The organism is Variovorax beijingensis (assembly GCF_003951285.1).
Lineage (GTDB): Bacteria > Pseudomonadota > Gammaproteobacteria > Burkholderiales > Burkholderiaceae_C > Variovorax > Variovorax beijingensis.
The window spans coordinates 159,814-173,749 of record NZ_RXFQ01000003.1 but is presented as its reverse complement, the minus strand read 5'-3'; the positions used below and the strand labels follow the sequence as shown (position 1 = coordinate 173,749).

The 13,936-nt window shown below is 68.9% G+C and carries 12 protein-coding genes; all 12 read left to right on the top strand.

The features are described 5' to 3' along the window. Positions 1 to 43: 43 nt before the first annotated feature. Genes EJO66_RS06270 through EJO66_RS06215 form a run of 12 tightly spaced genes read left to right on the top strand, consistent with a single transcriptional unit; the run spans position 44 to position 13,898 of the window. Positions 44 to 931, top strand: a complete 888-nt coding sequence (locus EJO66_RS06270; RefSeq protein WP_125964770.1) for an alpha/beta hydrolase family protein — start codon at positions 44 to 46, stop codon at positions 929 to 931. A 31-nt stretch (positions 932 to 962) separates the two neighbouring features. Further along, positions 963 to 2,144 carry a polysaccharide biosynthesis/export family protein gene (locus tag EJO66_RS06265; protein WP_124958150.1) on the top strand — a complete coding sequence of 394 codons (1,182 nt, stop codon included), beginning with the start codon at positions 963 to 965 and terminating at the stop codon, positions 2,142 to 2,144. A 44-nt stretch (positions 2,145 to 2,188) separates the two neighbouring features. Beyond that, a complete protein-coding gene (locus EJO66_RS06260; protein WP_125964769.1) occupies positions 2,189 to 4,486 on the top strand; it encodes a polysaccharide biosynthesis tyrosine autokinase in 2,298 nt (765 codons plus the stop codon). Beyond that, positions 4,483 to 5,145, top strand: a complete 663-nt coding sequence (locus tag EJO66_RS06255; protein ID WP_124958152.1) for a sugar transferase — start codon at positions 4,483 to 4,485, stop codon at positions 5,143 to 5,145. Before EJO66_RS06260 ends, EJO66_RS06255 begins: the two co-directional genes overlap by 4 nt. A 35-nt stretch (positions 5,146 to 5,180) precedes the next feature. Next, entirely contained in the window at positions 5,181 to 6,161 is a 981-nt protein-coding gene (locus EJO66_RS06250) for a GDP-L-fucose synthase family protein (protein WP_124958153.1), read from the top strand. 45 nt (positions 6,162 to 6,206) lie between these two features. Next, positions 6,207 to 7,529 carry a hypothetical protein gene (locus EJO66_RS06245; protein ID WP_124958154.1) on the top strand — a complete coding sequence of 441 codons (1,323 nt, stop codon included), beginning with the start codon at positions 6,207 to 6,209 and terminating at the stop codon, positions 7,527 to 7,529. A gap of 17 nt (positions 7,530 to 7,546) precedes the next feature. Further along, positions 7,547 to 8,644 (top strand): glycosyltransferase, encoded by a 1,098-nt coding sequence (locus EJO66_RS06240; RefSeq protein WP_124958155.1) that lies wholly within the window; start codon positions 7,547 to 7,549, stop codon positions 8,642 to 8,644. Continuing rightward, positions 8,641 to 9,570, top strand: a complete 930-nt coding sequence (locus tag EJO66_RS06235; RefSeq protein WP_124958156.1) for a hypothetical protein — start codon at positions 8,641 to 8,643, stop codon at positions 9,568 to 9,570. The genes EJO66_RS06240 and EJO66_RS06235 overlap by 4 nt, the downstream gene beginning before the upstream one ends. Before the next feature lie 9 nt (positions 9,571 to 9,579). After that, complete coding sequence (locus EJO66_RS06230) at positions 9,580 to 10,512, top strand: hypothetical protein (protein ID WP_223262236.1); 933 nt, start codon at positions 9,580 to 9,582, stop codon at positions 10,510 to 10,512. 30 nt (positions 10,513 to 10,542) lie between these two features. Beyond that, entirely contained in the window at positions 10,543 to 11,808 is a 1,266-nt protein-coding gene (locus EJO66_RS06225; RefSeq protein WP_124958158.1) for a polysaccharide biosynthesis protein, read from the top strand. Further along, positions 11,805 to 13,052, top strand: coding sequence for a glycosyltransferase WbuB (locus EJO66_RS06220; protein ID WP_124958159.1), 1,248 nt, complete (start codon positions 11,805 to 11,807; stop codon positions 13,050 to 13,052). The genes EJO66_RS06225 and EJO66_RS06220 overlap by 4 nt, the downstream gene beginning before the upstream one ends. Before the next feature lie 57 nt (positions 13,053 to 13,109). Further along, complete coding sequence (locus tag EJO66_RS06215; RefSeq protein ID WP_124958160.1) at positions 13,110 to 13,898, top strand: LuxR C-terminal-related transcriptional regulator; 789 nt, start codon at positions 13,110 to 13,112, stop codon at positions 13,896 to 13,898. Positions 13,899 to 13,936: the final 38 nt, after the last annotated feature.

Genomic DNA, 13,936 nt, shown 5'->3' with positions numbered 1-13,936 from the left:
CATGACGCAATGCCCCGTCCGGTTCGGACCGGGAGACGCACTGATGGGCATGATCACCATTCCCATGTACCGGGCGCCGGCCGACGTCGCCTGCCTGATGCTCAACATGGGCGCCAACCACCGGGTCGGGCCGCGCCGCATCAACGTGAAGCTGGCGCATGTGCTGGCCGCGCGCGGCGTGGCCAGCCTGCGCTTCGACCTCGGCGGCCTGGGGGACAGCGACGCGTCCGATGCATCGTCCGACCTGCAGGCCCGCGCGGTGCGCGACCTGCGCGCCGGCATGGATCTTCTCGAGAGCATGCTGGGCATCCGCAAGTTCGCGATCGTGGGCATGTGCTCGGGCGTGGAGCACGCCATGACCACGGCCGCGACGGACACGCGCGTGGTGGCGCTCTCGCTGTTCGACGGCTTCGCCTTTCCGGACCGGCGCTCGCGCTGGGAACGCACGCTGCGGCGGGCGCTGGCAGCGCCTGCGCATCCGTCGTTCGCGGGCAAGGCCAAGCGCTGGCTGCAGCGCCACCTGCTGCCCAGCCATTCGACCAAGCCGCTGCCCGGCTTCTTCGCGGAACGCAAGCCGCCCGAGGTCAACGCGGTCTGGTTCGGCGCCACCATGCGGCGCCTGGTCGAACGCAAGGTGGCGGTGCAGCTGCTCTATTCGGGCTCGCTGCATGTCTGCGACCACGACCGCGACCAGCTCGGCCCGTTCCGCAGCGAGCCGTTCGCGCAGGCCGTGCAGTACGAATTCATGCGCGATGCCGACCACACGCTGTGCACGGTGCGGGGACAGCAGCTGTTCCTGCGCTCCGTCGGCGGCTGGGTGGCCGCCTGCGCCATCGGCGCCGGCCCGGAACGCCGCAGCCCCAGCACCAGCCCGAGCCCGCTCGCACCCGTCGTGGAGCGCCCCGAGCACGGCGCCTACGTCCCGCAGTGAACCGATTCCCCAGGAAGAAAGGACACACCCCATGGCACACCTCGATCCGGCCAGTTCCTTGCGCATCGCCCGCGCCGTTCCCGCCCGCGCCCGGACACGCATCCGATCGGCGGCGCTGCTGCTGCTGCCGCTGTGCCTGGCCGGCTGCGGGGTTCCGGGGTTCGGTCCGCCCGACAGCGGCAACTGGGGCGCCTACCGCTCGAGCGGCGGCGACGCGCGGGGCCAACCGAAGATCGTCTCCATCACGCCCGAACTGATCCGCACGATGGCAACGCGCAACCCCGCCGCGCTGCCGGCCGATGTGCGGCAGCTGTTCGGCAAGGCGCCGGCCTACACGATCGCCCCGGGCGACGTGATCGGCATCGTGGTCTATCGCCATCCCGAGCTGATGCCCAATGCGGGCGCGGTCATCTCGCAGCAGTCGGATCCGACGGGAGTGAGCGTCGCGCCCGGCTTCATCGTCGATGGCGATGGCGAGATCAGCTTTCCCTACATCGGCCGCACCAAGATCGAAGGCATGACGGAGAGGTCCGCCGCCGAAATGATCTCGGGCAAGATCAAGCCCTTCGTCAAGGATCCGCTCGTGAGCGTCAGGATCCAGTCGTTCCGCAGCCGGCGCGTCTATGTGGAAGGCGAGGTCCGCACGCCCGGCCTGCAGATCTTCACCGACGTGCCGATGACGCTGGCCGAGGCCATCAACCGCGCCGGCAGCATCACCCCGGCCGGCGACCGTTCCCGCGTGTCCCTCACGCGCGCGGAACGCACGATGGTGATCGACCTGCCGCTGCTTCGGCGCCTGGGGCTGGACCCCACCCGCATCCCGCTGCAGAACGGCGACATCGTGAACGTGGGCAGCCGCGACGACAGCCGCATCTACGTGATGGGCGAGATCCAGCGCCCCACCGCACTGCCGATGCGCGACGGCCGGCTGAGCCTGAACGAGGCGCTGGGCGATGCGGGCGGACCGGCGCTGCAGACCGCCTCGACCGACCAGATCTACGTGGTGCGCAATTCGAGCGGCGACGTGCCCGAGGTGTTCCACCTCGACGCGAAGAACCCGGTGGCGCTGGCCCTTGCCGACCGCTTCGAGCTTCAGCCGCGCGATGTGGTCTACGTCGACCCCGTGCCGCTGGCGCGCTGGAACCGGGTGATCAGCCTGATCCTTCCCGCCGCGCAGGTCGTGAACCTCGGCGGCACCACCAGCCGCCGCTGAAGCCGCGCCTCCACCCGCCCAGGCAACACACAAAGGTGATCCTCATGAATGCGCACTGGCAACCTGCACTTCCTGCTCCCTCGGCCCCGGATGCCGCGGCTTCCGACACCCCTCCTCCTTCCAGGCTCAGGGAGCATGTCGACCTGCTGCTGGACAGCCGATGGAAGATCGCGGGCATCACCGCCGTCGCGCTGCTGCTGGGCGCGGCCTACGCCATGCTCGGTCCGCGCGTGTACGAGGCCAACGTGCTGATCCAGGTCGAGGACCCGGACCGCTCGGGCGGCACGCTGGTCGGCGACTCCGCGAGCAACGCGCTCAACGCCAAGACGCCGACCGCGGGCGAGGCCGAGATCCTCAAGTCGCGCCTGGTGCTCGACCAGGCGATCGAGAACACCAAGCTCTACATCGAGGCGCAGCCGCTGTACGTGCCGATCGTCGGCGCCTGGCTGGCGCGGCGCGCCAAGACGCTCTCCGAGCCGGGCTTCGCGGGCCTGTCGGGCTACGTGAGCGGCAACGAACAGATCGTGGTCGCGCAAATGGACGTGCCGGCGGATCTCGAAGGCAAGCGCTTCCTGCTGACCGCGGGCGCCAACGGCAGCTACACGCTGACCCACCCCAAGCTGGACAAGCCGATGGCTGGCTCCGTCGGCGTGCCGCTGGATGCGCAGACCCCGCTCGGCCCGATCCATCTGCTGGTGGGCTCGATCGCGGGCCGGCCCGGCGCGGCCTTCGAGCTGGTGCGCGAGTCCAAGCAGCTCGTGCTGCTCGAGCTGCAGCGCGAGCTGCGCGTGATCGAGAAGGGCAAGCAGTCGTCGGTCGTGGAAGTGAGCTGGCGCGACGGCAACCGGACGCAGCTGTCCAACCTGCTCAATGAAGCCGCGCGGCTCTACGTGCGCGTGAACATCGACCAGAAGACGGCGCAGGCACAGCGCGCCCTCAACTTCCTGGGCTCCGAGCTGCCCAAGCTCAAGCTGCAGCTGGAGCAGTCCGAGGAAATCTACAACCAGTACCGCAACCAGAACGGAACCATCAGCCTGGACGACGAGGCGCGCAATGCGCTGTCGCAGAACCTGGAGCTGCAGACGAAGCTGTTCGATGCCACGCAAAAGCGCATCGAACTCTCCGAGCGCTTCACGTCCAGGGACCCGAGCGTGATGACCATCGACGCACAGATCGCCTCGCTCAGGAGAGCCCTCGGTGGCGTGGAGCAGCGCATCCGCCGCATGCCCATGCTGCAGCAGAACTCGCTGCGCATGCAGCGGGACATCAAGGTCAACACCGACCTGTACGTATCGCTGCTCAACAGCTCGCTGCAGATGCGGCTCGCCAAGGAGGGGCGCATCGGCAACGTGCGCGTGCTCGACCAGGCGCTGCTTCCGGAAAAGCCGATCCGGCCCAAGCCGGTGATCGTCATGGGCATTGCGCTGATCGCAGGCCTTTCGTTCGGGGCGGGCTCGGCGTTCCTGCGCAGGTCGTGGCGCAAGACCATCGCCAGCCCGGCCGAGATCGAGACCCACACGGGCATGGACGTCTACAGCACCGTGGCGCTCAGCGCGCACCAGCCGCTGCTCGACCGCGCCATTCGCCACGGCAGGCCCGGCGTGCACCTGCTGGCGGCGCAGCATCCGGACGACCCGGCGCTGGAGGGATTGCGGCGGCTGCGCACCGCGCTGAAGTTCGCCATGCCCAAGGCAGCAAACAACCGGGTCATGATCTCCAGCGCCACGCCGGGCGCGGGCAAGACCTTCGTGTCGGCCAATCTCGCGGCCGTGCTGGCCTCGACCGGCCGCCGCGTGCTGCTGATCGACGCCGATCTGCGGCGCAGCAGCGTGGCGGCCATGTTCGGGCTGAAGCGCCGCGGCGGCCTGTCGGAACTGATCCACGGCTCCATCGAATTCCAGAACGCCGTCCACACGGGCGTGCTCGGGCACCTGGACGTGATGACCACCGGGTCGCTGCCCACGGACCCGAGCGCGCTCCTGACGAGCGACGCCTTTGCCGAGGTTCTCGAAAAGGCCTCGGAACGCTACGACGTGGTGATCGTGGACACGCCGCCGATGCTGCTCGCCTCGGAGACGGCCGAGATGGCGCCCTGCATGGGCACGCTGCTGATGGTGGCACGCGCCGGCGACAACGAGCTGGGCGACCTGTCGGAAAGCGCGAACCAGCTGCGGCATGCCGGCGCGCAGTTCCAGGGCGTCGTGCTGAACGCGATGGACACCAGCCGGCGCTACTACGGCAACCTGGCCTACCGCTATGGCGGCTATCAGCCGCGGGTGCACGAATACCCGAGCGCGGTTGCCGAGCTTCCGCAACCTGCCCGTGCGGGCGCCGCATCATGAACACGCTGCCATCGAATGCCGCCGTCCATTCGCCTGGCAATTCACGGCTGCTGATGGGCACCAAGCGGGTCGTGGACGTGCTGCTGGCAGGCGGCTTCTTCCTTCTGCTCGGATGGGCGTTCGCGCTGGTCTGGCTTGGGGTGCTGATGACTTCCGGCAAGCCGGGCATCTACAAGCAGCCGCGCTACGGCCGGGACGGGCGCGTCTTCAGCTTCTACAAGTTCCGCACCATGGTGCCCGATGCCGATGCCGTGCTGGAACGCTACCTGCGCGGCAACGAGGCGGCCCGGCGGCAATGGGAGATGTACCAGAAGCTCGACCGCGATCCGCGCATCACGCGCTTCGGCGCGGTGTTGCGCAAGTACAGCCTGGACGAGCTGCCCCAGTTCTGGAACGTGCTCAAGGGCGACATGAGCGTGGTCGGCCCGAGGCCCTGCATGTTTGCCCAGAAGGAGCTGTACGGCGTCTATTGGAGCAGCTACTGCGCCGTGCGGCCCGGCATCACCGGGCTGTGGCAGGTGAGCGGGCGCAACGAGATCAGCTACCGGCGCCGCGCGGCGATGGATGCGGACTACGTCGCCACCCTTTCGATCCGCCAGGACATCGCGATCCTGCTGAAGACCTTTCTCGTGGTGGCCGGAGCACGCGGCTCGCGCTAGGCACAACGACCCTCAACCTTTAACCGAAAGAACATATGCGTATCTATGTTGCTGGTCATCGCGGCATGGTGGGGCAGTCTCTCGTGAAGCGTCTGGGCAGCCTCGGGCACGAGGTCGTCACGCGCAGCCACGAGGAACTCGATCTGCTCGACCAGGAGGCCGTTCGCCGTTTCTTCGCCACCGAGCGCGTCGACCAGGTGTACCTGGCGGCAGCGAAGGTCGGCGGCATCCACGCCAACATGACCTATCCGGCGGAGTTCATCTACCAGAACCTGCTGATTGCCGCCAATGTCACGCACCAGGCCTTCCTTGCGAACGTCAAGCGCCTGCTGTTCCTCGGCTCCAGCTGCATCTATCCGCGGCTGACCGAGCAGCCTATCCGCGAGGACGCGCTGCTGGGCGGCCAGCTCGAGCCGACCAACGAGCCCTACGCCATCGCCAAGATCGCCGGCATCAAGCTGTGCGAGAGCTACAACCGCCAGTACGGCGCCTCGCACGGCATCGACTACCGCAGCGTGATGCCGTGCAACCTGTACGGCCCCGGGGACAACTACCACGCCGAGAACAGCCACGTGGTGCCGGCGCTGATCCGCCGCTTCCATCTTGCCAAGACCACCAATGCGCCCGAGGTGCTGATCTGGGGCACGGGCCAGGCCAAGCGCGAGTTCCTCTACGTCGACGACATGGCCGAAGGCTGCACCACCGTGATGGGCCTGAGCCGCGCGGGCTACGAGCAGCACACCACGCCGATGTGCGCCCACATCAACCTGGGCATGGGCGAGGACCAGTCGATCGCCGAGTTGGCGCGACTGGTCGGCGAGGTCGTGGGCTACCGCGGCCGCATCCGCTTCGATCCCTCGCGGCCGGACGGCGCGCCCCGCAAGCTGCTCGACGTGTCGTGCGCGGCCGCCATCGGGTGGCATCCCACGGTCTCGCTGGCCGAGGGCCTGCGCCGCACCTATGCGGACTACCAGATGTCGCTGCAGCCCGCCGCCCAGGAACTGGCGCACGCCTGAGCCCGCGCCGGCTCCCCGCACGCAACAACAAGCACAAGGCCTCCCATGAGAGCGCTTTCCTTCTGGTCGGGCATCGCCATCGCCTTCCTGTGCGGCTCGCTCGAGCCGGCCTGGGGCTATGCGGTGGTGTGCGCGCTGTCGCTGGTCCAGCTGTCGATGCTCCGCGCGCCGGGGGCCAGCGTCTTCCTGCTGATCCACTACGCCACGATCCTGACCTACTTCTCGCTGGCGCCGGCGATGCAGATCGCCGCCGACGTTTCGTTCTGGGACACGGGGGTGATCGGCCCGGTCGCGCACATGCAGGCGCTCACGCTGCTGCTGCTGTACATGGCGGGTGTCGAGGCGGCCCGCTTCGGCCTGCCCCATGCGCCGGCGCCGGTGCGCACCGACGCGGGCCCCCAGGTTCCGTCGGCCGGCGTGGCCCACCCGGCGCTGATGCTCCTGAGCGGCGCGATCTCGGCGTTCGCCTCGCTGTTCATCCGCCCCGACCTGAACTTCATCGCGCGCGGCATTCCGGGGGTCGAGGACAACGTTCCGGTCGATTTCATCGTCTATTCGACGCTGCCCAAGCTGATCGTGCTGATCTGCTTCGTGGCCCTCACGATCCATGCCATGCGCCGCGGCACGTTCTGGTCGTGGTGCGCCGCGGGCCTTGCGCTGGCAATGGCCGCCTTCGCCGCGAACCCGGTCAACACTGCGCGGCAGGTCCTGCTGATCGGCCTGCTGCCTCTTTTCATCCATCTCTTCGGCCGGGGCTGGCGCTGGACGCTGGCCTTGCTGATCTTCGGCGCCATCGCGGGCCTTGGCCCGGTGCTCAACCTGGTGTCGCGCGGCAGCATCTGGGGCGAGACGCTCACCACCTTTCCCTACAGCCCGGACTTCGACGCGATGTACGTGGTGGCCGGAATCCTGGAGCGCGCATCCGAGCCGGAGCTCGGATGGGGGCGCTACCTGCTGTCGGCTTTCTCGTTCTTCCTGCCGCGCGACCTGAAGCTGTTTCCGGAATTCGATCCGCTGGGGTGGCCCGCCATCCTGGGCAACTTCTCGCAGGCCAACCTGTCGCTGCCGCCCTTCACCACCGCGTACTTCGACTTCGGGCTGGCCGGGCCCGTGATGTTCGGGCTCGCGATCTCGGCCGGCTTCCGGGTGCTGGACCGGATGGTCGATCCGCGCGCCGCGCTTTCCGGCAGCTATCTGTGCGCGCTGGTGCTGCTGGCCGCCTACGTGCCTTTCATGCGCGGGCCGATCCTCGGCTGGGGACCGTTCGCGGCATCGGGACTGATTGCGGCGCTGCTCGCCGGCCTGCTGAGCACGCGCTTCCGCCCGGCACGCCGCCGCGCGGCACCGTACGCCCCGCGCGCGGCCTGAGGTCCATGAGGTCCGGCATGTACAAGTACCTGTTCTACGACACGATCCGCCTCAACCGCGGCGCGGGCGGCGTGCTGAACGTGTCCGACCTGCTGCTGCGCAGGATGCGCCTGTGCAAGGGCGACCACATCCAGCCGGTCAGCGAGCTGCATCCGCGCCTCTTCGCCGCGGCGCGGTTCCTGCGCATCAGCCGGTTCCTGGTCGAGATACTGCTCTACAACTACCACCGGCTGCGGGCGCTGGTATCGGGCGAGCAGGTGTTCTCGCTGTTCCCGAACTACTTCCTGCCGTTCACGCTTTTCGGACGCCACCGGGATTCGATCGTGATCGTCCACGACCTGCAGTACCGGTACTACCCCGCGTACTTCAGCCGCACCAAGCGCCTGTGGCTCGACTGGAGCCTCAGGCGCCTGGCCCGCAGCGCGGCCGACGTGGTGTTCATCAGCAGGAGCAGCCAGCAGGATTTCGAGCGGCACTTCGGGTGCTGCGAGCACGCGAGCGTCATCTTCAATCCGGTGGAGGCCACGCGCGCAGCCTGCTCGGCCGGTGCGGCCGGACCGTCCCGCGAGCCGCCGGCCGGCGAGCGCTACCTGATCGCGTCCTACCACTACTACCCGCACAAGAATTTCGGTGCCGCGCTGAAGCTTTTCGAGCGCATGAAGCGCGAAGGGCTGGTCGACTGGCTCGACATCACGGGCAACGGCGCGGCCGACGTGAAACGGATGGTCGCCAGCATGGCCCCCGACCTCGGCAGCTGCGTGCGGCACCGCGGGCTGGTCTCGCGCCAGGAACTGACGCGGCTTTATTGCGGCGCGACAGCCTTCATCTCGCTGTCCGCCTTCGAAGGCTTCAACCTCTCGGCCGCCGAAGCCGCCACGCTGGGCGTGCCGCTGCTGCTCTCGGACATTCCGGTGCACCGCGAGCTGTTCGGCGGCTACGCCTTCCTCATCGGCAGCGAGCCATGCGACATGGGCCAGCTGTCGCGGTACCTGGACGAGCACCGGGACACGCAGCCGGCCTGGCTGCATGCCGAGGCCTGCGCGCCCGGCGCGGTGGCCAGGCGCTATCTCATGCTCAAGCGCGAGGCCGTCTCGCTTGCCGGAGCCATGCAATGACACGCATTGCAGGCGTTCTTCGACAGCTGCTCGCGGCAGCGCTGTTCGGTGCGGCCTGCGCGGCTTCGGCAACGGCAGCCACCGGCTTCGGCGTGATGGTGCACTACCTGCCCGACAGGCAGTCGATCGCCGATGCCGCCCGCTTCGACGTCGAAGCGTTTGCGGCATCGCTCGCGCAGATGCGCGCGTCCCACCTCATCCTGACGCTCGGGCAGAACAACGGCCAGTACATCGCGCCGAATGCGGCGCTCGAGGCGCTGTGCCCGCACAGTGCCGCGAACCGGCCGCCGCGCGACCTGCCGCTGGAGATCGGCCGCGCGCTGCGCAGCCGCGGCATTGCCCTGGTGCTCTACCTGCCGTTTCGCGCGCCGCAGGCAGACCCCGAGCTGATGCACTGCCTGGGCGACATCTCCGAGCAGAAGCCGCCGCCCGCGGATTTCATCGCCGCATGGACCGCGGTGATCCGCGACTGGTCGCAGCACTACGGCGCGCTTGCCAGGGGCTGGTGGTTCGACGGCGTCTACAACACCCGGGGCATCTCGCCGGCCGGCTGGGATGCGCTCTGCGCCGCGGCACGCAGCGGCGCCCCCGACCGGTGGCTGGCCTTCAATGCCGGCGAAGGCCCGGCGCGCTTCAGCGCCAAGGCAGCGCCCTGCCAGAACCTGATGGCCGGCGAATTCATGCAGCCTCCCGCGCAGTTGAGCGCGCCGCGCTCGGAGCTGAAGTTCCATCTGCTGACGCCGCTGGGCGCCTCCTGGGGCCAGCCGACGCCGCCGCGCTTCACGGCCGCCCAGGTGCGCGGCTGGATCGATCAGGCGAACGCGCGCGGCGGCCTCTTCACGCTCGACCTGCCGCTGGACGACGATTTCCGGTTTCTTCCCGCGCACGTGGCGCTGGTCCGCAATGCGACAGCGCCCCGGCCCTGACACATGACCATGACCCATTCCCTTCCCTTCATCGTGGTGGAAGACCGCCAGAACAAGTCCCTGCTGCTGTGCCGCGAATCCGCGGCGCGTGCCGGGGAGCCGCTGATCGTGCTGTCGGGCACCGACGCCGGGCCCGGCTACGAGCGCCTGTGCCGCACCTATGTGCACCTGTCGAGCAATCCGCCGGAGTTCGAGAAGATCTGCTTCCGGCGCTACTTCCTGCTGTCGGAATACCTGCGTGCCCATCCCGAGCACCGAGAGTTCGTGCTGATCGACAGCGACGTGCTGCTGTTCCGCGGCGTCGGCGCGCACATCCGGCGCGTGGCCGGCAAGGCGGAGTTCTCGGGCTCCTACATGCGTCCCGACGATGGCTGGGATCCCTGCCAGATATCGCCGCACGTCAGCTACTGGACCGCGGCGGGCCTGCAGCAGTTCACCGCCTTCCTGCTCAGCACCTACGCAACGTCCAGCGGCCGCAGGAAGCTGCGCGCGATCGCGGCCCGGTTTGCCGCCAGGGGCGTGCGCGGCGGCGTGTCCGACATGACCCTGCTGCACCTCTGGGCCCATGCGAGCGGCAATGCCGCGCCCATCAACCGGGTGTTCGGGGGGCGCGTGATCGACCACAACATCAACGGCGGGCGCAATCTGCTTGCGAACGAATTCCAGGGCCGGGGAGGCGCCAAGCGCCTCGTGTTCGTCGACGGCCAGCCCTGCGTGGTCACGCCCGCGGGCGAAATGGTGAACGTGATGGCGTTGCACTTCCAGGGCAGCGCAAAGATCGCGATGCCGCACGTGCTGCATGGCCGGGTGCACACGGTCGCCGCTCTCACCTATGCGCTGCTGCTGGCGCGCCGGGCCAGGAACTGGGCCTTCGGCGTGCGCCTGCTGGGGCAGCGCGCCGTGAACGGTGGTCGCTTCGCCGGCGCCGCCGGGCCGAAATGAGCCCGCAGGCAACACACATCCAGGCACGCCATGAACATCCTCCACCGCACCGCCCAACTCACCGGCATGCGCGCGGTGCAGCTCCACGGCCTGGGGGCCCTGGCTTCGCGGCTCTATGTGTACCTCTCGGGCTTCCTGGCCCTGTTCCTGATGGCCGCGTATGTCTCGCCGTCGGACTTCGGCGAGTACTCGATCTACCAGTCGGTGCTGGAGGTGGCGCTGGTGGTTGCCACGCTGGGCAGTTCGCTGCTCTTCGCGCGCAATGCCGCCACCGTGCCGCCGGGCGTGCGGCGCGGCGACGTGCTCCGCACGCTGGCCATCGGGCTTCCGCTGGCCGCGCTGCTGAGCGCCGCCGTCCTGCGCATCCAGCACCTGCCGATCTTGGGCGCACCCTTCGTGCTGCTGATGGCGGCGCTCACGGTCTTCTCGCTCATGAGCCTGCGCCTGTCGTACAGCCGCGGACTGGGCCTTGCCGGGCTGCTCAACCTGGAGGGCGGCATCCGCTCGACCATCCTGGTCATCGGCGTGGCGGCCTTCGCCGCGTGGGGCGCCGAGCTGCGCGCGACGCAGCTGCTGCTGATCAACCTGCTGGCCTTCCTCCTGGTGGGCGCGGCCTGCATGCACAGCCGCTGGGCCGCAGGCCCGCCGGCCGGACGCCCCGCGCTCGGCCTGGCCTCGCAGGGCAGCGCCACCGTCTATTCGCTGCTGATGTTCCTGCTTCGCAAGTCGGACCTGCTGGTGGTGGCCTTCTTCATGCCGCTCGGCTACGTGGGCGCCTTCAAGATCGCCTTCCTGCTGGCGGAGGCCCCGTCGCAATTCGTGCAGGCCTTTCTCTACACCAAGACACGGCCCATGCTGGGCACCGATGCCGCCCACGCCGACGGCTCGGAGCTGCGGCTGGCGAAGCACTCGTTCCTGCTGGGCTGCGCGCTCTTCGCCGCGCTCGCGGTGGTGATCGCGGCCGCCGCGCCGCTGCTGAAGGTGGGGCGCGAGGCGCTCGAGATCTTCCTGTGCATGGCGCCCTACTTCCTGCTGCGCACCTACACGGTCCACCACGAGATGCTGCTCGCGCTCAAGGCCTCGATGGCCTCGCTGGGATGGTGGGCGCTGGCCGAGGTGCTGCTGCGGCTCTTGTCGTACGGCGCCGTGGTCGCGGTCTTTCCGGGCAAGCCGCACTACGTGTTCTTCATTGCCGCCGTGTCCGACCTGCTCCTCTACGAGGTGCGGATGCGTGCGCTGCTCGGCTTCTTTCCGCTCGCACGGCTGGTTCGCGGTTCCTTCCAGAGACCTTCATGAAAATCCTGCTCTATTCGATGAACTTCACGCCGGAGCTCGTCGGCATCGGCAAGTACTCGGGCGAGATGGCCCAGTGGCTGCATGCCAAGGGCCACGCGGTCCGGGTGATTGCGTCGCCGCCGTTCTTTCCGCACTGGGCGCCGTTCGAAGGGCACTCGGCGTGGGCCTACCGCAAGACGGACTGGAACGGCATCACGGTCTGGCGGGCCCCCACCTGGGTGCCCGCCCGGCCGCGCGCGCTGGCGCGCATGGTGCACCTGTTCTCCTTCATGCTGTCGAGCATGCCGCTGCTCTTCGGGCAGGTCCGCTGGAAGCCGGACCTGGTCTTCGTCGTGGAGCCGCCCCTTTTCTGCGCGCCGGCCGTGCTCTTCTTCTCGCGGATGCTCGGCATCAAGTCGTGGCTGCACATCCAGGACTACGAGGTGGACGCAGCCTTCGACCTGGGCCTGGTGCGCGGCGCGCGGGTGCGGCGCTTCGCGCTCTCGGCAGAGCGCTGGCTCCTGAGTCGCTTCAGCCGGGTGTCGACCATCTCCGCCGCAATGCTCGACAAGGCCAGGAACAAGGGCATCGACGCGGCGCGACTGGTGCTTCTTCCCAACTGGGTGGACGTGCGCTCGATCTACCCGCACGCGGCCGCCGCCCCGGGCACGGGCGACGGCGCCAAGGGCTACCGGGACATGCTCGGCATTCCGGACGATGCGGTCGTGGTGCTCTACGCGGGCAGCCTGGGCAACAAGCAGGGCATCGAGGTGCTGGCCGAGGCGGCGGGCCGGCTGGCGGCCGCCAGGCACATCCACTTCGTGCTCTGCGGCAACGGGCCGAGCCGCGAGCCGCTGAAGGCCGCATGCGCAGGCCTGGACCACGTGCACTTTCTCGACCTGCAACCGGCCGAGCGGCTCAACGAACTGCTGGGCATGGCCGACATCCACGTGCTGCCGCAGCGCGCCGACGCCGCCGACCTGGTGATGCCCTCGAAGCTGGGCGGCATGCTCGCGAGCGGCAAGGCCGTGATCGTCACGGCGCATGCGGGCACCGAGCTGAGCAACGTGGTGTCGGGCCGCGGCCTGGTGGTTGCGCCCGGCGACGCCGATGCGCTGGCCGAGGCCATCGCGCAGCTCGCCACCTCGCGCCCGCAGCGCGAAGCCATGGGGGCGGCCGGCCGCTCCTTCGCCGAAACGGAACTGGACCAGAACGCCATCCTGCAACGCCTGGAGCGCGAGCTGCTGCGCTGCCTGGCCGACTGACACCGCCACACACCACCCACGACATCCACTTCCTCCAACTCCAACCTGGGGATCCACATGTCCGACACCACTCCTCCTTCCGACACGCCGGATCCCGGCCGCCTGCCGGAGCGCCGGAAAACCAGCCCGCCGGGCCTGTGTCCACCGCCCGAACCGCTGTGGCCGCACTTCCTCACCGGGCAGGAAGATGCGCCGGTGCGCGTGCTGCTGATCGACGACGACGAATTCATGCGGCGCGTGATCGCCCAGGAACTGCTGTCGGACATGCGCATCCAGCTCGAGGGGCAAGGCGGCAGCGTGCGCGACGGCCGCCGCCTGCTGGCGACCCATGAGTTCGACGTGCTGATGGTCGACCTGCGGCTTGGCGACGGCTCGGGCTTCGACCTGATCCGCGAGGCGCGCAAGCTGCACCGCTACTGCGAAATCATCGTGATCTCCGCGCTGGAGGACGACGCCCACGTGATGCACGCCTTCGAGCTCGGCGCCACCGGCTACCTGCTCAAGCACGCCTGGCTGCAGAGCTTTGCCGAGGCCGTGCTGCAGGTGGTCAACGGCGGCGCGGCCATCACGCCCAAGCTGACGCGCCGGCTGCTCACGCGCATGAACCTGCAGGGCAGCGGCGAGCGGCCGGCCACGGAAACGCCGCTGCGCGAAGCGACCTTGACGGCGCGCGAACGCGAGGTGCTGCGCTTCGTGGCGCGCGGCTGCGTCTCCAAGGAGATCAGCATCCGGCTCGGCATCTCGGGGCAGACCGTCAACGCCCACATCAAGAACATCTACAAGAAGCTGCATGTGCATTCGCGCGCGCAGGCGGTGAGCCTGGCCACCCACACCGGCCAGCTCTGACCGAGGAAGCGCCCACCACCTTTCACGAGGATGACGCC

What these genes read in the sequence shown, in the direction of transcription:
- EJO66_RS06270 (WP_125964770.1), top strand. Translation starts at nt 44, where the DNA reads ATGGGCATGATCACCATTCCCATGTACCGGGCGCCGGCCGACGTCGCC.
- EJO66_RS06265 (WP_124958150.1), top strand. Translation starts at nt 963, where the DNA reads ATGGCACACCTCGATCCGGCCAGTTCCTTGCGCATCGCCCGCGCCGTT.
- EJO66_RS06260 (WP_125964769.1), top strand. Translation starts at nt 2,189, where the DNA reads ATGAATGCGCACTGGCAACCTGCACTTCCTGCTCCCTCGGCCCCGGAT.
- EJO66_RS06255 (WP_124958152.1), top strand. Translation starts at nt 4,483, where the DNA reads ATGAACACGCTGCCATCGAATGCCGCCGTCCATTCGCCTGGCAATTCA.
- EJO66_RS06250 (WP_124958153.1), top strand. Translation starts at nt 5,181, where the DNA reads ATGCGTATCTATGTTGCTGGTCATCGCGGCATGGTGGGGCAGTCTCTC.
- EJO66_RS06245 (WP_124958154.1), top strand. Translation starts at nt 6,207, where the DNA reads ATGAGAGCGCTTTCCTTCTGGTCGGGCATCGCCATCGCCTTCCTGTGC.
- EJO66_RS06240 (WP_124958155.1), top strand. Translation starts at nt 7,547, where the DNA reads ATGTACAAGTACCTGTTCTACGACACGATCCGCCTCAACCGCGGCGCG.
- EJO66_RS06235 (WP_124958156.1), top strand. Translation starts at nt 8,641, where the DNA reads ATGACACGCATTGCAGGCGTTCTTCGACAGCTGCTCGCGGCAGCGCTG.
- EJO66_RS06230 (WP_223262236.1), top strand. Translation starts at nt 9,580, where the DNA reads ATGACCCATTCCCTTCCCTTCATCGTGGTGGAAGACCGCCAGAACAAG.
- EJO66_RS06225 (WP_124958158.1), top strand. Translation starts at nt 10,543, where the DNA reads ATGAACATCCTCCACCGCACCGCCCAACTCACCGGCATGCGCGCGGTG.
- EJO66_RS06220 (WP_124958159.1), top strand. Translation starts at nt 11,805, where the DNA reads ATGAAAATCCTGCTCTATTCGATGAACTTCACGCCGGAGCTCGTCGGC.
- EJO66_RS06215 (WP_124958160.1), top strand. Translation starts at nt 13,110, where the DNA reads ATGTCCGACACCACTCCTCCTTCCGACACGCCGGATCCCGGCCGCCTG.